This window comes from Ruegeria sp. YTSC002 (assembly GCF_059609845.1).
The window spans coordinates 26,405-45,596 of sequence record NZ_JBXWML010000012.1 but is presented as its reverse complement, the minus strand read 5'-3'; the positions used below and the strand labels follow the sequence as shown (position 1 = coordinate 45,596).

At 57.4% G+C, this 19,192-nt stretch carries 21 protein-coding genes; 8 read left to right on the top strand and 13 right to left on the bottom strand.

Annotation, left to right across the window (positions count from 1 at the left end):
- The first annotated feature begins 73 nt into the window (after positions 1-73).
- The 3 genes from AC2FFD_RS18630 (at position 74) to AC2FFD_RS18620 (ending at position 2,715) form a co-directional block, all read left to right on the top strand.
- Positions 74-361: a hypothetical protein gene (locus tag AC2FFD_RS18630; protein ID WP_257599440.1), complete on the top strand. Its 288-nt coding sequence runs from the start codon at positions 74-76 to the stop codon at positions 359-361.
- Positions 333-1,034 (top strand): winged helix-turn-helix domain-containing protein, encoded by a 702-nt coding sequence (locus tag AC2FFD_RS18625; protein ID WP_170345568.1) that lies wholly within the window; start codon positions 333-335, stop codon positions 1,032-1,034. Before AC2FFD_RS18630 ends, AC2FFD_RS18625 begins: the two co-directional genes overlap by 29 nt.
- A 106-nt stretch (positions 1,035-1,140) precedes the next feature.
- A complete protein-coding gene (locus AC2FFD_RS18620) occupies positions 1,141-2,715 on the top strand; it encodes a DUF427 domain-containing protein (RefSeq protein WP_496873809.1) in 1,575 nt (524 codons plus the stop codon).
- A 101-nt stretch (positions 2,716-2,816) separates the two neighbouring features.
- Here the strand turns inward: AC2FFD_RS18620 and AC2FFD_RS18615 are convergent, their stop codons facing one another.
- The 6 genes from AC2FFD_RS18615 to AC2FFD_RS18590 form a co-directional block, all read right to left on the bottom strand.
- A complete protein-coding gene (locus tag AC2FFD_RS18615) occupies positions 2,817-3,611 on the bottom strand; it encodes a DUF1217 domain-containing protein (RefSeq protein ID WP_170345566.1) in 795 nt (264 codons plus the stop codon).
- Positions 3,608-4,009 carry a flagellar biosynthesis repressor FlbT gene (gene flbT / locus AC2FFD_RS18610; protein WP_152459291.1) on the bottom strand — a complete coding sequence of 134 codons (402 nt, stop codon included), beginning with the start codon at positions 4,007-4,009 and terminating at the stop codon, positions 3,608-3,610. Before flbT ends, AC2FFD_RS18615 begins: the two co-directional genes overlap by 4 nt.
- Entirely contained in the window at positions 4,009-4,383 is a 375-nt protein-coding gene (gene flaF, locus AC2FFD_RS18605; RefSeq protein WP_170345565.1) for a flagellar biosynthesis regulator FlaF, read from the bottom strand. The genes flbT and flaF overlap by 1 nt, the downstream gene beginning before the upstream one ends.
- A 77-nt stretch (positions 4,384-4,460) precedes the next feature.
- Complete coding sequence (locus AC2FFD_RS18600; protein WP_170345564.1) at positions 4,461-5,672, bottom strand: flagellin N-terminal helical domain-containing protein; 1,212 nt, start codon at positions 5,670-5,672, stop codon at positions 4,461-4,463.
- Between the two features lie 209 nt (positions 5,673-5,881).
- The gene (locus tag AC2FFD_RS18595; RefSeq protein WP_170345563.1) at positions 5,882-6,241 is read right to left on the bottom strand and encodes a flagellar biosynthesis protein FlgN; all 360 of its coding nucleotides are present in this window, start codon (positions 6,239-6,241) and stop codon (positions 5,882-5,884) included.
- Positions 6,231-6,506 (bottom strand): rod-binding protein, encoded by a 276-nt coding sequence (locus AC2FFD_RS18590; RefSeq protein WP_496873808.1) that lies wholly within the window; start codon positions 6,504-6,506, stop codon positions 6,231-6,233. Before AC2FFD_RS18590 ends, AC2FFD_RS18595 begins: the two co-directional genes overlap by 11 nt.
- A 110-nt stretch (positions 6,507-6,616) precedes the next feature.
- Between AC2FFD_RS18590 and fliK the strand changes: the two genes are divergently transcribed.
- The 3 genes from fliK to AC2FFD_RS18575 are packed head-to-tail and all read left to right on the top strand — an operon-like array spanning position 6,617 to position 9,426.
- Complete coding sequence (gene fliK / locus AC2FFD_RS18585) at positions 6,617-7,840, top strand: flagellar hook-length control protein FliK (protein WP_496873807.1); 1,224 nt, start codon at positions 6,617-6,619, stop codon at positions 7,838-7,840.
- A 3-nt stretch (positions 7,841-7,843) separates the two neighbouring features.
- Positions 7,844-8,506, top strand: a complete 663-nt coding sequence (locus AC2FFD_RS18580; protein ID WP_171172301.1) for a flagellar hook capping FlgD N-terminal domain-containing protein — start codon at positions 7,844-7,846, stop codon at positions 8,504-8,506.
- 53 nt (positions 8,507-8,559) lie between these two features.
- Positions 8,560-9,426, top strand: a complete 867-nt coding sequence (locus AC2FFD_RS18575) for a phosphotransferase (RefSeq protein WP_496873806.1) — start codon at positions 8,560-8,562, stop codon at positions 9,424-9,426.
- A 9-nt stretch (positions 9,427-9,435) separates the two neighbouring features.
- Here the strand turns inward: AC2FFD_RS18575 and AC2FFD_RS18570 are convergent, their stop codons facing one another.
- From AC2FFD_RS18570 to AC2FFD_RS18550, 5 genes are all read right to left on the bottom strand, one after another.
- Positions 9,436-10,737, bottom strand: coding sequence for an NAD(P)/FAD-dependent oxidoreductase (locus tag AC2FFD_RS18570; protein WP_496873805.1), 1,302 nt, complete (start codon positions 10,735-10,737; stop codon positions 9,436-9,438).
- Complete coding sequence (locus AC2FFD_RS18565) at positions 10,734-11,552, bottom strand: ABC transporter permease (RefSeq protein WP_257599447.1); 819 nt, start codon at positions 11,550-11,552, stop codon at positions 10,734-10,736. Before AC2FFD_RS18565 ends, AC2FFD_RS18570 begins: the two co-directional genes overlap by 4 nt.
- Positions 11,549-12,439, bottom strand: coding sequence for an ABC transporter permease subunit (locus AC2FFD_RS18560; protein WP_170345556.1), 891 nt, complete (start codon positions 12,437-12,439; stop codon positions 11,549-11,551). Before AC2FFD_RS18560 ends, AC2FFD_RS18565 begins: the two co-directional genes overlap by 4 nt.
- Complete coding sequence (locus AC2FFD_RS18555) at positions 12,439-13,566, bottom strand: ABC transporter ATP-binding protein (protein WP_170345555.1); 1,128 nt, start codon at positions 13,564-13,566, stop codon at positions 12,439-12,441. The genes AC2FFD_RS18560 and AC2FFD_RS18555 overlap by 1 nt, the downstream gene beginning before the upstream one ends.
- Before the next feature lie 75 nt (positions 13,567-13,641).
- The gene (locus AC2FFD_RS18550; protein ID WP_496873804.1) at positions 13,642-14,727 is read right to left on the bottom strand and encodes a polyamine ABC transporter substrate-binding protein; all 1,086 of its coding nucleotides are present in this window, start codon (positions 14,725-14,727) and stop codon (positions 13,642-13,644) included.
- Positions 14,728-14,867: 140 nt separating this feature from the next.
- Here AC2FFD_RS18550 and AC2FFD_RS18545 point away from each other — a divergent pair, with 140 nt between their 5' ends.
- Both AC2FFD_RS18545 and AC2FFD_RS18540 read left to right on the top strand, forming a co-directional pair.
- Positions 14,868-15,551: a GntR family transcriptional regulator gene (locus AC2FFD_RS18545; RefSeq protein ID WP_480685916.1), complete on the top strand. Its 684-nt coding sequence runs from the start codon at positions 14,868-14,870 to the stop codon at positions 15,549-15,551.
- 77 nt (positions 15,552-15,628) lie between these two features.
- Positions 15,629-17,026 (top strand): aspartate aminotransferase family protein, encoded by a 1,398-nt coding sequence (locus AC2FFD_RS18540; protein ID WP_496873803.1) that lies wholly within the window; start codon positions 15,629-15,631, stop codon positions 17,024-17,026.
- A 52-nt stretch (positions 17,027-17,078) separates the two neighbouring features.
- On the opposite strand, the gene AC2FFD_RS18535 is transcribed toward AC2FFD_RS18540, so the two are convergent.
- On the bottom strand, positions 17,079-18,395 hold the full coding sequence (locus AC2FFD_RS18535; protein WP_496873802.1) for a lytic murein transglycosylase: 1,317 nt from the start codon (positions 18,393-18,395) through the stop codon (positions 17,079-17,081).
- Between the two features lie 62 nt (positions 18,396-18,457).
- The gene (locus AC2FFD_RS18530; RefSeq protein ID WP_425080131.1) at positions 18,458-19,171 is read right to left on the bottom strand and encodes a helix-turn-helix transcriptional regulator; all 714 of its coding nucleotides are present in this window, start codon (positions 19,169-19,171) and stop codon (positions 18,458-18,460) included.
- Between the last annotated feature and the right edge of the window lie 21 nt (positions 19,172-19,192).

Sequence of the window (19,192 nt, the reverse complement as noted above, 5' to 3'; positions counted from 1 at the left end):
TTATCGGATATCAGAACCCGCAAACCCCTTGGGTTATTGAATATCGCGACAACTCATGCGCAGGATGCGGCCTATGAAACAGATCCTCTCTTCTCTGACCTTTGCGGTCCTGATATCGCTTGGCACTGCTGCGTCTGCCGCGGATTGCTATGCGGATTACAAGGCCAAGAAAGACAACCCGCTGCGTTTGCATTATGGGGTCATTCAGGTCTCGAACTGCGACAAGGGCCAGGCCCATGCAGAAATCGCCCGGCGCCTGAGCGCGTCAGGCTGGACCTTGCTTGAAGTGCAGTCCGTTTTCGGGCCGGAAGGGTTGGATCAGAGGAAGGGCAATGCCGGACAATTCTATCTCCGTTTCTGATGCGCGCCGGTCTGGTGTCAGGCTGGTCGTGCTGGGCATCGCAGCCATTGTCGCCATCCTGATCACTGCCGCCGTTTTCCTGTTCTGGACCCTGCCGGACGCCAACGCATTCAACGCGCGGGTCGAGCGATTGTTTGTCGAGGCCGATCTGACCTCGCAAACCGAAATCCGGTTGCTTGAAATTCTGGCCCAGTCTGGCACGGCCTTCGCGGACACCCTGTCCAGTTATCGGATGGTGATCTATGTGCTGCTGGTTTTTGCCTGTGCGATGATGGCCTCGGCATTGGTCTTTCTGGTGATGCTGGTTCTGCTGAACCGGCGCATGGCGCAAATCGAACGCACCGGCATTCAGGTGACATCCCTGCTGATCAGCCGCGAGGAAAACACCGTCTACCTCAACAACATGGATTTCAAACTCACGCCCGCCGCCATGGAAACCCTCTCGGTTCTGGCTGAATCGCGACTGGATGACGAGGTGTTGTCCGGGGCCCAGATCGAGGCGATGATTTCCGGCCGCAATGCAGCCGATTGCGACGAAGCTGCGGGCGCGACGCGGATCAAACGGTTGCGAGATGCGCTTGGCAACCAGATGGTCAGTGAACTTCTGGTCAAGAACATCGCCAAAAAAGGCTATATGCTGTCCATCGAAAAAGACGTCATACAGATGGTCTGAGCCTTGCCGTGTGACCGTATGCGTTGGCACTTTTCCCTTCACCGCCTCTTGGAATGTGCGATGCAAAGCCCCATTCTAGAACAACCCCAGGCAAGGGAGGTCGCATGTGAACGTCCACGCCGCACCAAAGATCAATGGGTATGGAATATCGGTTGAATCGCTGAATGGTAGAATTGCCATTTACCGAAACGATGTGCTTTTGGCTGAAAGTACAAATGCCAAGGTGATGTATGAAACGCGCCTGCCGCCCACGATCTATGTGCCCCGCGCGGATGTCTGTGTTGATCTGAGCGAAGAAACAGATCTGCAAACATTCTGCCCGTTCAAAGGCACTGCCACTTACCACGACATCAATCTGGGTTCGGAAAATCTGGCCAATTCTGTCTGGGCCTATGAAGAAGCCCTGCCTGAAAGCGCGGCCATACAAGGCTGCATAGGGTTTATGCCCGGCGCCTATACGAAAATCGATCTGGGCGAAAACCGCCTTCGCGAACCTGAAGACGGCAATATCAGCGGCCCGCTGATTGACTGGTTGATGCGTGGTGCTTCGACTGCAACAACACCCGAGAGCTTTACCAAAGCGCTGGCCGAGAAGATGCTGGAGCATGGCATCGCGATACAAAGGCTGAGCATTCTGGCCTGGTCTCTGCACCCGCTTATCGCGGGAAAGCACTATATCTGGGAAAAAGATGAAGACGAGATTCTGACCCGGGCCCCGACATACGAAATCTATGACCACCCGGCGTTCATCAACAGCCCCTTGCGGCATGTCTCGAACGGCCTGGGTGGCGTGCGGCAAAGATTGAACGATGAAAACCCGCATAACAGCTTTCCGATCATGGAAGATCTGCGGGCCAAGGGCGCAACGGATTACGTGGCCATGCCTTTGCCGTTTTCCGACGGGCGCACCAATGTTCTGACGCTGACCTGCGATCACCCGGACGGGTTCACGACCGAAAACCTGGGCCTTGTCTTTGAGTGTTCCTCTGTCATTGCCCGTTTCTACGAAGTGTTCATGCAGCGCGAAAACGCGCAGGTCCTGCTGGAAACCTATGTCGGCAAGCGCACCGGCGCGCGTGTGCTGGGTGGCGAAATCAGGCGGGGTGACGGGGATGAGATCGACGCCGCAATCATGTTCTGCGATCTCCGCAATTCAACAAGCCTGGAAGAAAAGCTGGGCCGGGGGGAATATATCAGTCTCCTGAACGAGTTCTTTGAAACAGTCTCGGGTATTGTTCACGACAATAACGGAGAAGTTCTGAAATTCATTGGCGACGCTGTGCTGGCCGTTTTCCCGGCAACGGACGAAGATGCCAGTACAGCCCGCACCAATGCCCAGCGCTCGGCGATCAAAATCGTCGAAACTTTGGGTGAACTGCGCAAAGAAGGCACGGACGTGCATTGCGACTGTTCGATCGGGGTCGCTTATGGGCGTGTCACCTACGGCAATGTGGGGTCTCGTGAACGCCTTGACTTCACGGTTATCGGTCAGGCCGCGAACATCGCAGCGCGCCTGGGAGAATTCGGCAAGACGCAAGGGCACCGCATTGTCGTTTCAGAAGACATCGAACCGGCCTGTTCCAACGCCGTGCCGCTGGGCGACGTCAATCTGCACAATGTGTCCCGGCCCGTCAGATCATATGCTTTACGAACCGCAGCCGATGAGATTCTGAACGGTTAAGGCCTTTCGTTTGCAGTTCTGAAGAAACCCGCATTGCCTTGATCAACGTTACGCCTGTGCGATCATGCTTCATCGATCACTTCGACCCGGAGGCGCTCTGCTCAAACGGCTCCCAACAGGATCAACGCGGTCTGCGCTGGCGAGATCGTGTTCTGAAGTTGCGCAATCTGACTTCTGGCCAAATATGTGTCGGTCAGTTTCTCGATGGACTTTGGGTTCGAAAACTGCGCCAAGTCCTCCGAGCCGGTCAGTTTGTGCAACCTGGCCTTGAACTCGACCAACTGCTTGTCAATGTCCAGCTGCGCAAAGGATGACGGCAGTCCAAGTGCCGTTTCCATCATGCTGCGCAAAGGGGGCAACCCCATCAGATCGAACCATTTTGTGTCTGCGCTTGAGGCCCTGTTGGCGAGATCCGAAAGTTCTCGTTGTGCATAGAGCGAAATGCGCATCGTTTCATCCGACTCGCCAACGGCAATTTCAAACCGTGCCGTCAAATTGGCCTGGGCGATTTGCCCCATGTCGGACGTCAGCGCGGTTTTTCGGACAGCACCGGGACCAAACCCAAAGGCGTCAGAAAACTCCCGGTATCGCTTGTCGGCCAATCGATTGGACAACGCGTCATCCGCCTGTGTCCCATCCTCGAGGATTTTGCGTATGAAAAACCGGTTGTCCAAATCTCCTTCCAGTCCGAACGCACCCAATGCGACTTGCAACAACCTGCGATCCGACACCAGCTGTTCGGCGGATTGGATTTTTCCGATGTTGTCCAGAAAATACTGTGTCTCTCTTTCATTCGCAGCTGACGACGAAAAACTCTGGAGCTGGCTTTCATAGGTACGTTGCAAGAACCGCCAGCCCACGATTCCACCGCTTGGGATGACGGGCTGGAATGTCATTGCTGATAAGCCATCAGCCGCTCTTCGCGCGGCAGAAGCGAGCGAAGCGATTTGAGGCACTTGTAATAATGCTCTGCAACCAGGGCATCCGTTGCTTCGGCCAAGACCCGACGGCTATCTGCATCCGTAAAAACCTGGCTCAGCTCTTCCACGCGGCGCAACAGTTGCTGACGTGCCTGGCCAGGTTCGATGTCACCCGACAATACAAGCTGCGCAGCATAGCAGACGCGGCGCACCGGCGTATTCACCTCATCCGGATGAATCGCGTCCCGCAGTCGAAGAACATTCGCCTGTGGCGTCATGATCGAAAACCGGCCGCGGCGATCGCCGTTCTCAATCACGACCCCGTTGATCAGAACCCTTTCTTTCGGGGCAAGCTTTAGGACCAGTCCGCTCATCAAGTTGCCCTCATCTGGCGCAATCCGCGCAATACAGCCGTGTTGATTTCCACCAGGGGTTCAACGGTTGCGCCGTCTCCCAGAACGCGGCTGCTGTGTTGTTCGGTGAATTCGGCAAGGTAGAAGATCCTGGCTCTCAGATCGTTGGGCAGGGCATTCTCGGAATCGGCAACGCCGGTTGCGAGCACCCCCCATAGCCGCCGGTTTTCGTGCACGGCCTGAACAAAGCCCGAAAAATCCGTTGCCTTTTGTGCTGTTGCTGCCTTCAGACGCCGTGTGATCCTTGAAATCGCTTCGTACTCCGTGTCTCGAGGCGTCCGAGTCGGCGCGGCTGTTTGCGCATAGGTTTGATGGGCTAGGGTTTGCGGTGTCACTTGAAATCCTTCCAAAGGGCCGTCATCAGGCAGTCATTGATGGGGCGCGAAATCCGCGCCCCAACCGATTATGCAAATTAACGGAACAGCGACAGAATCGACTGCGGTGCCTGATTGGCGATCGAAAGCGACTGTGTCGCCAACTGTTGCTGAACCTGAAGCGCCTGTAGCCGCGCCGAAGTCTCTTCCATGTCCGCGTCGACCAGCGACCCGATACCTGACTTGAACGAGTCGGACAGGTTCGAGATGAACTCTTTCTGAGTTTCGATCCGGCTTTGAGAGGAACCGAAAGCAGCTGATGCATCGATCGAAGTATCGATCAGCGATTCAACGGCGGCCAGGGCTGCGGTCGCACCCGCACCGGTCGAGACATCAATACCGGCCAGCGCGCCCAGACCACCTGCACCGGCATTCACGAACTGAGCCGAGAACGAAATGTCAGAGCCCGTACCGTTGGTGATGGACAGGGTTCCGGCTGTGCCCGAGTCATAATCCACGGTCAGACCGGTAATCCCAAGCTCTTCAATCTTCGATTTCAATCCAACGGCAACCAGATCACCGGTCGTTGTCGCGGCGGCGTCTTCGGCAGACACGGTATAGGACACGACCTGATCGTTGATCGCGACGACAACCTTGTCACCAGCGGCAAACACACCGCTGGATTCGTCGGTGACCAGCGCGGTTGCGGCAGTCGCGCCGTTGTCGATGGTTGCGCCAACGCGATCGTTGCCTGTCGATGCGCCGGTCGAACCGTCAAAAACCTGCTTGGTGACATAACCGCCGGTTGACAGGTTCTGCCCTGCAACGGTGATCGACGACGAGGTCACGGCGCCGGTACTGTCGCGGTCCAGCGACGCAAGGATCGAAGCGGAACCGGCAGAGCCGTCAACCAGGTTCAAACCATTGAACTGCGCCGCACTGACAACGGACGCGATCTGACCTTTCAGCGCAGTCACATCATCATTGATTTTGCCGCGGTCAACGTTGTCTTCCTGCGCCGCGACGATCTTGCCTTTCATCTGGGTCAGCAGATCAGTGACGGTTTCCGCAGCATTCCGTGCAACGGCGACGGTCGATTCACCAAGCGCGAGACTGTCCTTGATGGCGTTGAAACCTTTGACGTCCGACTCCATCACTTTGGAAATCGCCCATACTGCCGAGTTGTCCTTGGCCGTTGCGACATCCTTGCCGGTCGAGATCGCGTTCTGGGTGGAGGCCAGGTTCTTGTTAACCGACTTGAGAGTTTGCAGCGCAACCATCGCGCCGTTGTTTGTCAGAATGCTGGACATAGCTTTCTTCCTTTTCCGTTCGGGCCGTTTTGCCCATGTTCACCCCGCACTATTTGCGGGCATTGGTGTCTTTCTGACCTGTGCGACGCGCCGCGTGGCCGTTCGCGCCACCTGTTGATCTCAGGTGCAACACCACTTTTGAACCCGATCCCCTAACGGAGTGCTAAAACGCGTAACCCAGAAATTTCGGATTTGAATCAAACTTCTGCCTATGCCCGCTTTTCCAGCTTTGCCACGCTGCGCACCGCAAATTCACTTCGCTGTCCGTCCGCACCATAGGTGCTGAATTCCTGCCGAACGCGCCGCAATTCAGCCATTCGGCTGGCGACTGCCCGGATGCCCTCAGCCGCGCTGTTCAGCAGCGCCTGATTGCGCTCGGCTTTCTGTTGAACGCGAATCAGTGCCTCGCTTTCCAGCACCTGAAGATCATTGATTGCCCCGATCAGCTTTTCTTTTTCAGGCACCATGCTGGACAAACGGTCCAGATCCCCCTGCACAAGTGCGGCACGTTCCAAATCCAGGACTTCTTCCAAAGACTTGATCAACGCATTATCGACTTTAGACGTCATCGGTTTTCTCCATCAGTGACTTGAACAGAATTTCGGAAAGGCCCACGCCACCGGACCGGGCCAGTTGCTGCGCCTGATGTTGAACAAGCATCGAAGAAAACTGATCCTCACCGGGGCCACCGCCAAAGGACTGGCGGGTTTTTCCCAACCCGGCAGATTTCAGCATTTCCGCCAGAAACGCCGCCTCCAGCTCTATGGCGGCGTTTTTCAGCCGGGTCTGGGGTGACTGTGATTGAGATACGTGAGGAAGGGTGGAAACCTTCATGGCATTCTCCGAATTTGCTTCGAACTTTCTCGATCAAAGGTGAAAGCGGTTAAAATAAACGTAACTTCCTACAGGCAGTGTTCCGACCAGTCACACGGAGCCGGAGCAAAATGCCCAACCCCCTAACGCTGGCGAACGCAACGCCGACCACACCCGAGAAAGCCGTCACATCTCGTAAGGCTCCGGGCCAAAACACCGGATCGGAGAGCTTTCAGGATGTCCTCGGGCAAGAGGTTGGTGCCACCGGCCACCCTGAAGGCGAAAACGCTGCCATCAGTGCCGAGCTGAAAAATGTCGAAGCAGAGCCCGAGCCTGTGCCGGAGACAACGGCCGAGGCATCTGCAACGGCCCATCCCACCCAGATTTCAGAACGCACCGGCGAACAGAAAGCCCCTTCTGCATTCCTCGAAACCCCCGGCTTGGACGAGGTAACGATGATGCCGGTTCAGGTTGCGGAGGCAAATCAAACCCCCTCCGAAATACCGGATCAACCACAGGTATTGGCATCCATAGGTTTGCCCACACAAGGCGACACGCCTTCCCCGGTTCCGTCGCTCTCGCAGAAGGCGCAGGGTCCGGCGCCCCAACCTGTGCAAGTGACAGCCATGACCGAAATCGGCCAGATGTCTGATCAGCTTGCAAAGCCCAAAGGCACGGTCGAACAAACGGGGGCCGTCCCCCTCCCGCTGGGCCCTGAAAAGAAACCGTTGCCCGAAGTGAACATTCTGACGCCCAAACCGTCAGCGCCTGACCGGGCGCCCTCGGTGGCGCAGCTTCAGCTGATGGCAACTGCCGTTGAAGCCGAACCGGTTGCACCCGTTGTCGAGGTTGAGGCCCTGCCTGCCACCAGAGAGGAACCTTTGCCGCTGACCTCGCGCGACTCCGCGCCTCAACTCACGGCTCCGTCTACTGCCGCCCGAGCAGAAATCGCCCGGGCGATCGCTGGTCAGCTGTCGGCAGCGGTTCAGACACGCACCGGATCAGGAGCAACCGAAATAGCGTTGAATCCGGAAGAGCTTGGGCGTGTGTCGATTGTTCTGAACGGCCGGGAGAACGGCCTGCAAATCACCATTGCGACCGAGCGCCCGGAAACCCTCGAGTTAATGCGACGCCATTTGTCCGTTCTGACAGAAGAGTTTCAGAAACTGGGGTATGGGGATCTGAGCTTTGATCTGGGAACCTCTTGGGGTTCTGGCGCAGATCAAAAGGACGCAAATGACGCTGACACCCAATCCCCCTCACATTCAGAAGCTGCGCCGCAGGAACGGATCGATCACACAGCTTCCCATCCACAGAATCTGGCCTCGGGCCGGGGCATCGACATGAGGTTTTGACCAATGATTACGCCTGTCAACACCACGCAGCCCGTTGCGGATCAACAAAAGGCCGGGGCATCACAAAAGTCCGCGATTACGTCGGACTTTGAGACGTTCTTGCTGATGCTAACGGCGCAGGCAAAGAATCAGGATCCGTTGGAGCCGATGGATTCGACCGAGTATGCGTCTCAGTTGGCGCAGTTCTCGATGGTCGAGCAACAAGTCCAGACCAATGACCTCTTGTCCACCCTGGCCAACGCATTGGGCGGCACGAAACTGAACGAGCTTGCAAGTTGGGTGGGCATGGACGTCCGTTCGACATCAGCCTTTCACTTTGACGGCCAGCCCGTAACACTGTTTGCTCAGGCCGACCCTGATGCGGACGCAACCAAATTGGTGGTCCGCGACAGTGACGGTACGGTGATCGATAAAGTCACTGTACCCACGACAACTGAAGAGTTTGTTTGGGCGGGCGTGGATTCTTCTGGAAATCCATTGGCATCAGGCAACTACACTGCAACCCTGGAAAGCTACAAAGGCGATGAGTTGCTCTCCGAGAAACCTGTCGCCGCCTACGGTCGCGTCGTCGAAGCACAGGTTGGCGACGATACTGTTTTGCTGACATTGCAGGGCGGTCAGGTGATTCCCGCAACTCAGGTCACCGCAGTCCGAACTGGTGCTTGATCTGTCGGGCGGGACGGGCCAAAGCTTGGCAAATCGACTCGCCATAAGAAGTGATGGAACCTCTGCCCGACCTGCCTGCCCCCCCTCGAGATCTGGTTGACCATCTCTACGCGCAAGGATTGGTCAACGCGCATCCTCGGTTCGAAACCTTGTATGGCGGGCGCACTAACAGGGTATGGAAGGTCAAGGGCCGCGACAACGACAAGGTCCTGAAACTCTACAGCACAGCATTGCGCAATCCTTTGTTTCGCAATGATGCAGAGTTGGAGGCTCAATGCCTGAAAGCGCTTGGCGCCACGGGTTTCGTGCCAAGGTTGCGGGCCACAGGGCAATACAAAGAAGCCCGCTGGGTGTTCTACGACCACGCCCCCGGAGCACCCTGGCGGCAGGATTCAGCCCAGGTTGGCGCCTTGCTGCGCAAGCTTCATACCCTGCCCATTGCCGTCCAGGCGCCAGTCGGTTGCAACGGCAGCGCAGACTTGCGCGCTCATGGAAACAGAATTCTGCAAGGCTGTACGTCACACGGGCGCGACAAACTCGCCGATTTGCAACCTACGAATCCGGTCGCACCCATGGAACGGACGTGCCTGATCCATGGCGACCCCGTGGCAGGCAATATCCTGGTGGCGACCGGCGGTCTGACCTTGATCGACTGGCAATGCCCGGCCCTGGGCGATCCCTGCGAAGACCTTGCGCTTTTTTTGTCGCCTGCAATGCAGCAGCTTTACCGAGGTTCACCACTGTCGAAGAAAGAGGAAGACCAGTTTCTTTCGGCCTACGGCAGACCGGAAATCGTCGCGCGCTATCTACAGCTCAGGCCATGGTATGCGTGGCGCATGGCGGCGTATTGCCTCTGGCGCGCTGAAAATGGTGCGCCCGACTATGTGACAGGGTTGAACTTGGAAACCGCAATTCTGTAACGCCGCGCCTTATCGCAGGTCGGCCAGCGCCAGCATGGCATAGGCTGGCGGCATGAGCACGCGGCGCCAGCGACCCAAAGGAAACCGACCCGGTGTTTGTGTCATCACCGCCGGCAGCCTGGCGTCCTGCCTCAGAACCAAGCGTGCCAGTGCTCGACCGCAATACGTGCCCATGGCGACGCCATTGCCGTGATATGCAAACCCGGCAAACATTCCCGGTTGATCCGGAACGGGGCCGACAAAAGGTGTCAGGGCCCGTGACAGGCACACCAAACCGGACCAGATATGAGTGACCTCGACCGTCGACCAGGCAGGAAACATATGTTTGAAATCCTGCTGGACCTTTCGCCGAATGGCCGCTTCAGCCCCGGCCGATGACCGCAGGCCGCCTCTCATCCCGAACAGAAAGCGCCCGTCTGGCATCAGGCGGAAATAGTGCAACAGATTGCGCGTATCGTAACACATCTGATCCGTAGTCCATCCTTGTGCCATCTGCTCGGATCTGCCAAGGGGTCGCGTTACCATGACAGTCGACTGTGCAGGCATGTATCGTCCGGACATCCAGGCCGGGATATCCTCGCTGGAATATCCGTTGGTACAAACCAAAACCGCCTGCGCTTTGACTGGCCCGCTCTGCGTTTGCAGCACAAAGCCGGACGCCGTTTTTTCAACGCTCAGAACCGGGGAATTCCGGAACAGATGCGCGCCCATTGCTTCGGCGGCTCGGGCAATCCCGAACAGATATTTGCGAGGATTCAACCCGAAACCGACCGGCGAAGTGTAGGCACCATGAAACGCGCCACCCATGCCCTTCGCAGGCAGGTCTCTGGCTTCGTGCAGGGTTCCCGCCTCGTCTGCATTGCGGCGCAGCATGTCCATCGCACGCCTGGAATGCGCCAGCTGGGTTTCCCCGTTGGAGTGGGTATCCGCATCGATCTGATGCTGTACCAACAGATCAGCGACCAGTTGAACCGCTTCCTGTTCCGCCTTCGCATAGTCCAAAGCAGCATCGCGGCCAAACCGGCGCTGCATGGATTCGTAGCCAAGTTTTGAGCCGCCAAGACAGCAAAACCCGCCATTTCGGCCCGAGGCTCCCCACCCCGGTGCGCCGGCTTCGAACACCGCAACCGAAGCGTTTTCAGCCAAATGCAGGGCAGCCGAAACACCTGTAAATCCGCCCCCAATGATGGCCACATCCACATGCATGCCGCCTTGAACCTCTGGCCAGTCCGGGCTGGCAACGGTTTCGTCCCACCAACAGCCGTCGCGAGGGTCGCTGCCATAGGCGTAGTCTGGAAAAATCCGCTTCATTCGGTGCGCGCGGCAGCCATTTCGTCCTGCTGCTGCCGTACCATAGCGCGTTTGGTCACAAGCGAGGCCGTGATTACCCCGACTGTCACCACAGCGATCATGATCGTCGACAACGCGTTGATTTCCGGGCTGACGCCAAGACGCACGGCCGAGAATATCTTGATCGGCAATGTCGTTGCCGACGGCCCCGAAGTGAACGATGCAATCACCAGATCATCAAGTGACAGGGTAAAGGCCAGCAACCAACCCGAGATTACCGCAGGTGCGATGATCGGAAGGGTGACAAGACGGAAGGCTTGTGCGGGCGAGCATCCAAGGTCCAGCGCAGCCTCTTCCAGCGAGCGATCAAAAGTTATGAGGCGCGAGGATACGACAACCGAAACGAAACACATCGAGAAAGTCGTGTGTGCCAGAACGATGGTCAGAATACCCCGATCCAGGCCGATGCCGATAAACAACAGCAGCAGCGACAGGCCGGTGATCACTTCGGGCATCACCAGCGGCGCATAGATCATGCCGGAAAACAGTGTCCGGCCAAAAAAGCGTCCGCTGCGGACCAGTACATAAGCGGCGGCCGTTCCCAGAATTGTCGCCAGCGTCGACGAAAAGACCGCGACCCGGATCGTGACCCAGGCGGCATCCAGGAACGCTTCGTTCCGAAGCAGCTCTCCGTACCATTTCGTCGAAAACCCGGCCCAGACCGTGACCAGCTTGCTTTCGTTGAAGCTGAAGATGATCAGGATGATCATCGGGATGTACAGAAACGCAAAGCCCAGCGTCAGCGAAACCGTGTTGAACCAGCTCAATCTGTTCATCCTTCGGCCTCCGCCTGTTTCTGCTGGTTGCGCTGGAACAGCACGATGGGAATGACGAGGATCAGCAGCAGCACGATGGCCACCGCACTTGCCACCGGCCAGTCACGGTTCGAAAAGAACTCTTCCCACAGAACCTTGCCGATCATCAGCGTACCGGAACCACCCAGAAGGGATGGGATCACGAATTCACCGATCACGGGGATCATCACCAGGAAACACCCTGCAATGATGCCTGGCTTGGACAGCGGGATGGTCACCAGCCAGAAGGCCTGCAAACGCGAACACCCCAGGTCCTCCGCCGCCTCGATCAGCGATCCGTCCATACGCTCCAACGCCGAATAGATCGGCAGGATCATGAAGGGCAGATAAGTGTAAACGATGCCGATATAGACGGCAGTTGACGTGTTCAGGATCGTCAGCGGGGTCGAGATGATACCGGTCCACAGCAAGATCTGGTTGAGGTACCCTTCGTTCGACAGAATGCCCATCCACGCGTAAACCCGGATCAGGAACGAGGTCCAGAAGGGCAGGATGACCAGCATCATCAGTGTCGGTCGCCATTCCTGAGGTGCCCGGGCCATACCATAGGCAATAGGGTAGCCCACCAGCAGTGTCAGGAAGGTCGAAATAAAAGCGATCTTGACGCTGGACAGGTAGGCTTTCCAATACAGATCGTCCTCGGTCAGCCAGACATAATTCTCAAGATCAAGCTGGCTGAAAAACTCCTTTATCCCCGTCCAACCGGCTGACAGGTCCAAAGTTGGCGTATAAGGCGGGATGGCAAGTGCGGTATCCGACAGCGAAATCTTCAGAACGATGAAGAACGGCACCAGAAACAGGGCCAACAGCCAGACGTAAGGAATGGCGATCAGAACGGCGCGGCGCATCAGTTGGCCAGCAGAACCGCAGCCGTGGCTGTCCAGGACAGCCAGACCGGGTCTTCCCAGGTAAACGAACGGCGCGAGATGCGGCGGGTGTTGGCCGTCTGCGCCTTGATGATCGTGCCGTTTGCCAATTCAACGTGATAGGTGGACAGATTGCCCAGATAGGCAATGTCGTGAACCTTGCCCTGCACGGCGTTGACCGCATCGACGGGTCGTTCGGCAGAGATTGTCACTTTCTCGGGGCGGATCGCCAGATGGCAGGACTGACCGTCTGAGAAAACAGCAGGCGAAGACGCCGAAAACGGGGCCTGACCTTCGGCCCATACGATCTGGTAGGCGTCCTCTCCGGATCGTGTCGCGCGACCTTCGATGATGTTCACATCTCCGATGAAGTCAGCGACATAAACAGATTCAGGGTTTTCATAGATCCGATCCGGGGTGGCCACTTGCTTTAACTGGCCCTGATCCATCACCGCGACGCGGGTGGCGACTGTCATCGCCTCTTCCTGATCGTGGGTGACGATGACAAAGGTGGTGCCCGTCTTCTCCTGAATATCCATCAGCTCGAACTGGGTATCTTGTCGCAGTTTTTTGTCCAGCGCACCCAACGGTTCATCCAGCAGCAGAAGCTTGGGCGCTTTGGCCAACGAGCGCGCCAGCGCGACGCGCTGCCTCTGACCGCCCGAGATCTGATGGGGTTTGCGACGGGCAAACTGTTCCAGCCGGGTCAGGCGCAGCATTTCTTCGACCCGATCTTCCAGATCGTGCTTGGGCATGTTGTCTCGGCGCAGACCGAAAGCGATGTTTTCCCAGACACTCAGATGCGGGAACAGGGCATAGGACTGGAACATCATGTTCACGGCCCGCTTGTTCGGCGGGATGGGGTCGATATCCTGCCCGCCCAGCAGGATATGGCCTTCGGTCGGAGTCTCGAACCCGGCCAGCATACGCATCATCGTTGTCTTGCCGCACCCAGAAGGGCCGAGCAGGGCAAAAAACTCGCGTTCGAAGATATCCAGCGACAGGTTGTCGATCGCTGTGAATTCACCAAAGCGCTTGGTCACGTTCTGGAACTGGATCAAGGGTTTCGCCTGTGGGTCATTCCACGGCGCAAAAACGTCAGAACTCAAAGCAGCCCCCGCATGGTCAGTTAGGACAATAGTGCGGCGGGGCGATCGCCAGACCGCCCCGCGCTTTTGACCGGATCAGGTGCCTGACTTGATCTTGGTCCAAAGACGGGTCACGACCCGCTGTGTTTTCGCGGGGTACGGAGTCGTGATGTACAGGTTCTGCATCGTGGCTTCATCCGGATAAATTGCCGGATCGCCGATCACGTCTTCCTCAAGAAACTCCTGAGACGCCTTGTTGCCGTTGGCGTAGTACACATAGTTGGACGCAGCAGCCATGTTGTTGGCATCCAGAATGAAATTCAGGAATTTGTGCGCACCATCCGGATTCGGCGCGTCGGCAGGAATCGCCATCTGGTCGAACCACATCAATGACCCTTCTGCGAACGGGTGGTATTCGATGTTCACACCGTTGTCGGCTTCGGCCGCGCGGTCCCGCGCTTGCAGAATATCACCGGACCAACCCACGGCTACGCAAATATCGCCATTGGCCAGCGCGTTGATGTATTCCGAACTGTGAAACTTCTGGATGTAGGGGCGAACGCTTGTCAGAACGTCTTCGACCTTCTTGATCACTTCCGGGTCGTGGCTGTCGGGGTCTTCACCGATGTACTGCAAGGTCATCGGTATCATTTCGGCTGGCGCATCAAGGAAATGAACGCCACACGAGGCCAGCTTTTCCATATTCTCCGGCTTCAGAACCAAATCCATGCTGTTCAAGGCCACGTCGTCACCCAAGACTTCCTTGACCTTGTCGACGTTCACACCGATGCCCGTCGTTCCCCACATGTAGTTGATCGAGTAGGCATTGTTCGGATCATACCCTGCGGTACGCTCCTGAATCACGTCCCACAGATTTACCGCATTCGGCAACTTGGTCATGTCAAGTTCCTGAAATGCGCCCGCCTGAATCTGGCGTTGCAGGAATGTGCCCGACGGCACCACCACATCGTATCCCGAACCACCGGCCAGCATCTTGGTTTCCAGAACCTCATTGCTGTCGAACACATCGTAAATCAAGGTCAGGCCGGTTTCTTCCTCGAATTTGCTCAGCAATTCTTCGTCGATGTAGTCGGACCAGTTGTAAACACGCACCTCTTCGGCAAATGCCGCCGAAGTCCCCAATGCGATGACCGCTGTCATGGTCAGCGTTTTGATTGTCATATTCTTCTCCCTGCAAGTGTACGGCTATTTTCCCGTTTTTTTGGATTTGATCAAGTTTTGCGTTTTTCCTCGATCCGGCGTATGGTTTCACGAGGTCTGTCACCTGACAAGTCAGGGTTAGTCGAAATGGGAAGAACCAATTGGATTTGATCAAAAATAAGGCATCTGCGTCGACAATCGACAAAGGGAAACAGCCCGCGCATGAGCAGGTTTATCAAACGCTCAGATCACAGATCCTGTTCGGCGAATTGGTTCCCGGCCAGCCTGTCACAATCCAGGGCCTGACTGATTCGCTGGGTGTTGGTATGACACCGGTGCGCGAAGCCATCCGCCGGTTGATCTCGGACGGGGCATTGGTGTTCCAAGGCAATCGGCGTGTAAGTGTGCCGCTGCTGTCCCCGGGCGACATCCAGGAAATGATCTTTGCCAGAACCGCAATAGAATCAGAGCTTTCAAGGCGCGCAACGTCGAATTTGCAAACCGAAGATATAGATCATCTGGAGCGACTCGACATGCATCTGGACCGTATGATTGCTGACGGGGATGTAGGCGGATATCTGCGTCTGAACCAGGCGTTCCACGAAACCTTGTACTCACACGCAAACGCACCGATTCTCAGCGATCTGGCCGAAAGGCTTTGGTTGCGGTTCGGTCCGTCGCTGCGTGTCGTATGTGGTCGATTCGGGACTCAAAGCCTGCCGGATCGGCACAAGGATATCATTGCCGCTTTGCGCAACCGAGACGCCGAAAAAGCCGCAAAAGCAACGGCACAGGACATTGAGCAAGGCATGGAATTGATCGCGGAGGCCCTGACTTCCACCTGACTCAACCCGATTCGATTGACAGCGATGAATTTGATCATATTGTGAACCGCAACTGCGTTCTTGTAGGAGATTCTCCGATGTCCACCATAACCAACCATATGCCGACCGCCGAATTGCAGGCGCTGGATGCGGCGCATCACATCCATCCTTTCTCGGCCAATGGCGCGCTGGGACAGGAAGGGGCACGCGTGATTACACGCGCCAGCGGAGTTTACCTGACCGACAGCGAAGGTGAGGAAATTCTGGACGCAATGGCAGGTCTTTGGTGCGTCAATATCGGTTATGGCCGTGATGAGCTGGCCGATGTCGCGGCGCGCCAGATGCGCGAACTGCCCTACTACAACACCTTCTTCAAGACGACCCATGTGCCCGCAATCGCACTGGCCGCCAAGATCGCCGAGCTGGCACCGGGTGATCTGAACCATGTCTTCTTCGCAGCTGGTGGGTCCGAGGCCAACGATACCAACATCCGCCTTGTACGCACCTATTGGGCCGAGAAGGGGCAGCCGGACAAGAATATCATCATCAGCAGGAAAAACGCGTATCACGGGTCTTCCGTCGGGTCGGCTTCGCTGGGCGGTATGGCAGGCATGCACGCGCAGGGCGGCATTCCGATCCCGAACATTCACCACATCAACCAACCCAACTGGTGGGCCGAAGGCGGCACCATGACCCCCAAGGAATTCGGCCTTGCCCGCGCGCGCGAGTTGGAAGACGCCATTCTGGAGCTGGGCGAAGACCGCGTCGCCGCCTTTATCGCCGAACCCGTGCAAGGTGCAGGCGGCGTGATCGTGGCACCCGACAGCTACTGGCCCGAGGTTCAGCGGATCTGCGATAAATACGATATCCTTCTGATCGCGGATGAGGTGATCTGCGGTTTTGGTCGTACCGGCAACTGGTTCGGATCTGAAACCGTGGGCATCAAGCCCCATATCATGACCATCGCCAAGGGCCTCAGCTCGGGCTATGCGCCGATTGGTGGGTCCATCGTCAATGACGAGATCGCCGAGGTCATCGGCGGCACCGAGTTCAACCACGGCTACACCTATTCCGGCCACCCGGTTGCCGCTGCCGTTGCGCTGGAAAATCTGCGCATCCTCGAAGAGGAGAAGATCGTCGAACACGTCCGCGACGTGGCCGCGCCCTATTTGAAAGAGAAATGGGAGGCGCTGGCCGATCACCCGCTGGTCGGTGAGGCCAAAATCGTCGGCATGATGGCCTCGATCGCGCTGACGCCAGACAAGGCCAGCCGTGCTAAGTTTGCCTCGGACCCCGGCACGGTCGGCTATATCTGCCGCGACCGCTGCTTTGCCAACAACCTGATCATGCGCCATGTGGGTGACCGGATGATCATCTCACCCCCGCTGATCCTGACCCCGGCGGATATCGACGAAATGTTCGTGCGCATCCACAAGTCGCTGGACGAAGCACAGGCGGAAATCATCGCTCAGGGGCTGATGAAAGCCGCATCCTGAGATCAAAAAAGCTTCGATCAAGGGGCGGCCCGTTTGGGTCGCCTCTTTTTGTTCACCGCAGCCGCTCCAAAAGTTTCGCAGTTGGATAGCCGTCCGGCACCAAGCCCCGCGCAAGTTGGTAAGCGCGGACCGCATTGATGGTGTTCGGCCCGGTGCGCCCATCTATACCCTTCGTATCAAACCCGGCCTGGGTCAGCCGGGTCTGCAACTCTTTTTTCTCGGTGAAGCTCAGCGCCCGCTCATCTCGGGGCCAGTCGGACTGAAACGGTTCACCACCCGCAAGCCGGTCGGACAGATGTCCGATACCGATCACATAGGCATCGGCCCCGTTATAGGCCTCGATCACGCTGAAATTGTCGAAAATCATCAGCGCCACGCCCTGCCCCCCGGCGGGCAAAAGGATTGCGGCTTGCCCGTGATCCGGGATCGGTTTGCCGTCACGCCCCACCACGCCACGCGCCGCCCAATCTGACGGCAGCAGGGTGTAGTCCCGTTTGGCGGTGGCATAGTCGAACCCTTCGGGCAGGCGCACTTCAACGCCCCAGGGCTGCCCCTTTTTCCATCCGTGCCGCGCCAGATAGGACGCGGCCGAGGCCAGCGCATCCGTCGGGTCGTCCGACCAGATGTCACGCCGACCATCGCCATCAAAATCAACTGCGTGATCCAGATACGATGTCGGCATGAATTGCGTGTGCCCCATCGCACCTGCCCAGCTGCCCAGCATGTTTTTGGCGCTGACATCCCCTGCCTGAACGATCCTCAGGGCGGCGATCAACTGCGTTTCAAAGAACTGCGCCCGCCGTGCATCAAAGGCCAGCGTCGCCAGGGAACTCAGCGTCCGGTTGCTGCCACGATAAGAGCCGAAAGATGTCTCCAGCCCCCAGATTGCCGTGACCACTTCTTTTTCAACGCCATATTCAGCCTCGATTTGCTTCAACACCTGCCGATGTTGCTGCATGGCGGCACGACCATTGGAAACGCGCGAGTCCGAGACTGCGGAATCCAGATACTCCCAGATCGGTTTCGAGAATTCCGCCTGATTGCGGTCTCGTTTCAGGATATCCTCGTCAAAGGTCATGTCCGAGAACACCCTGTTCAACGTTCTTTCCGTTATGCCCTGCTGCTGCGCGCGCTCCTGAAACGCGCCGAGCCAGGCCTGAAACCGTGCGGTCACGGCCGCGGACACCCGCAAAGCCTCAACGGCCGGGCGCGGGACCGGACGGATCGAAACCGTCACATCCGCCGAGGCCAGCCGGATCGTTTCGCCGGTCACTGCACTGTCTGGCCATTTCGTGTTTTCTGATGTTTCCGCCTGCACTATGGATGCCCACAATGCGACGGTCATGACGCCGCCTACGCATTTATGCATTCCGATTTTTCCTGATTACTGCTCAACCTCAGGGTAGCGCAAAATCGGTGAATCACAAAGTCTCAGGCATCCTCATCGCGCTCCTGTGCGTCGCGCTTTGCGCGGATTTGCGCCAAAACCTCGCGCAGCATGGGCACGCGGTTCGGTCTAAAGCTTTGATCTGTCACAGACATGTCCTGCATGCGATCCAACCGGAAGACGCGAAAATCCCGTCTCAGGTGGCACCAGCCGAGCAACACATTTGATCGATCCATGTAGACGATGCTCAGCGGGTTCACCCGTCTTCGTGTGGCATCGCCTTTTGCGTCCGTGTACGAGAACTCGACCGCGCGTTCGTCCCACGTCGACTGCCGCAAAACGGCCACGTCGATGGTCGGCGCGGGCGGGCGATTGAACCGCGTTGCCGCCAGAACCGCGTGGCTCAGCCGATGGGACTGACGCTGTGGCAATCGCCCCTGCAATTTCCGCAGGGCGGCGCTGGCTGCCACTGACAAGGCAGGATCACCAATCACCTGTACTTCACGAAGGCCAAGAACAAGGGCCTCAAGCTCGTCATCAGTGAAACCCAATGGCGGCAGCGTGGCATCTTCGATCAGAGTGAACCCAAACCCCGCTTCACCGTCGATAACGGCCCCCAGACCACGCAGCGCGTCAATATCCCTGTGAATTGTTCTGGCAGAAACACCCAGATCCTGGGCCAACTGTTCAGACGTTCTGGGCGATGGGCCAGAACGCAGGGATTGCATCAGTTGGAACAATCGGGCGGTGCGGGACATGATGAACCCTAGCCTAACCCT

Bases quoted from the DNA above. Each gene is read 5' to 3' on its own strand.
- AC2FFD_RS18600 (WP_170345564.1), bottom strand. From the start codon at position 5,672: ATGTCCAGCATTCTGACAAACAACGGCGCGATGGTTGCGCTGCAAACT.
- AC2FFD_RS18580 (WP_171172301.1), top strand. From the start codon at position 7,844: ATGATTACGCCTGTCAACACCACGCAGCCCGTTGCGGATCAACAAAAG.
- fliK (WP_496873807.1), top strand. From the start codon at position 6,617: ATGCCCAACCCCCTAACGCTGGCGAACGCAACGCCGACCACACCCGAG.
- AC2FFD_RS18630 (WP_257599440.1), top strand. From the start codon at position 74: ATGAAACAGATCCTCTCTTCTCTGACCTTTGCGGTCCTGATATCGCTT.
- AC2FFD_RS18570 (WP_496873805.1), bottom strand. From the start codon at position 10,737: ATGAAGCGGATTTTTCCAGACTACGCCTATGGCAGCGACCCTCGCGAC.
- AC2FFD_RS18530 (WP_425080131.1), bottom strand. From the start codon at position 19,171: ATGTCCCGCACCGCCCGATTGTTCCAACTGATGCAATCCCTGCGTTCT.
- AC2FFD_RS18625 (WP_170345568.1), top strand. From the start codon at position 333: ATGCCGGACAATTCTATCTCCGTTTCTGATGCGCGCCGGTCTGGTGTC.
- AC2FFD_RS18590 (WP_496873808.1), bottom strand. From the start codon at position 6,506: ATGAAGGTTTCCACCCTTCCTCACGTATCTCAATCACAGTCACCCCAG.
- AC2FFD_RS18535 (WP_496873802.1), bottom strand. From the start codon at position 18,395: ATGCATAAATGCGTAGGCGGCGTCATGACCGTCGCATTGTGGGCATCC.
- AC2FFD_RS18550 (WP_496873804.1), bottom strand. From the start codon at position 14,727: ATGACAATCAAAACGCTGACCATGACAGCGGTCATCGCATTGGGGACT.
- AC2FFD_RS18595 (WP_170345563.1), bottom strand. From the start codon at position 6,241: ATGACGTCTAAAGTCGATAATGCGTTGATCAAGTCTTTGGAAGAAGTC.
- flbT (WP_152459291.1), bottom strand. From the start codon at position 4,009: ATGAGCGGACTGGTCCTAAAGCTTGCCCCGAAAGAAAGGGTTCTGATC.
- AC2FFD_RS18540 (WP_496873803.1), top strand. From the start codon at position 15,629: ATGTCCACCATAACCAACCATATGCCGACCGCCGAATTGCAGGCGCTG.
- AC2FFD_RS18615 (WP_170345566.1), bottom strand. From the start codon at position 3,611: ATGACATTCCAGCCCGTCATCCCAAGCGGTGGAATCGTGGGCTGGCGG.
- AC2FFD_RS18575 (WP_496873806.1), top strand. From the start codon at position 8,560: ATGGAACCTCTGCCCGACCTGCCTGCCCCCCCTCGAGATCTGGTTGAC.
- AC2FFD_RS18565 (WP_257599447.1), bottom strand. From the start codon at position 11,552: ATGAACAGATTGAGCTGGTTCAACACGGTTTCGCTGACGCTGGGCTTT.
- AC2FFD_RS18560 (WP_170345556.1), bottom strand. From the start codon at position 12,439: ATGCGCCGCGCCGTTCTGATCGCCATTCCTTACGTCTGGCTGTTGGCC.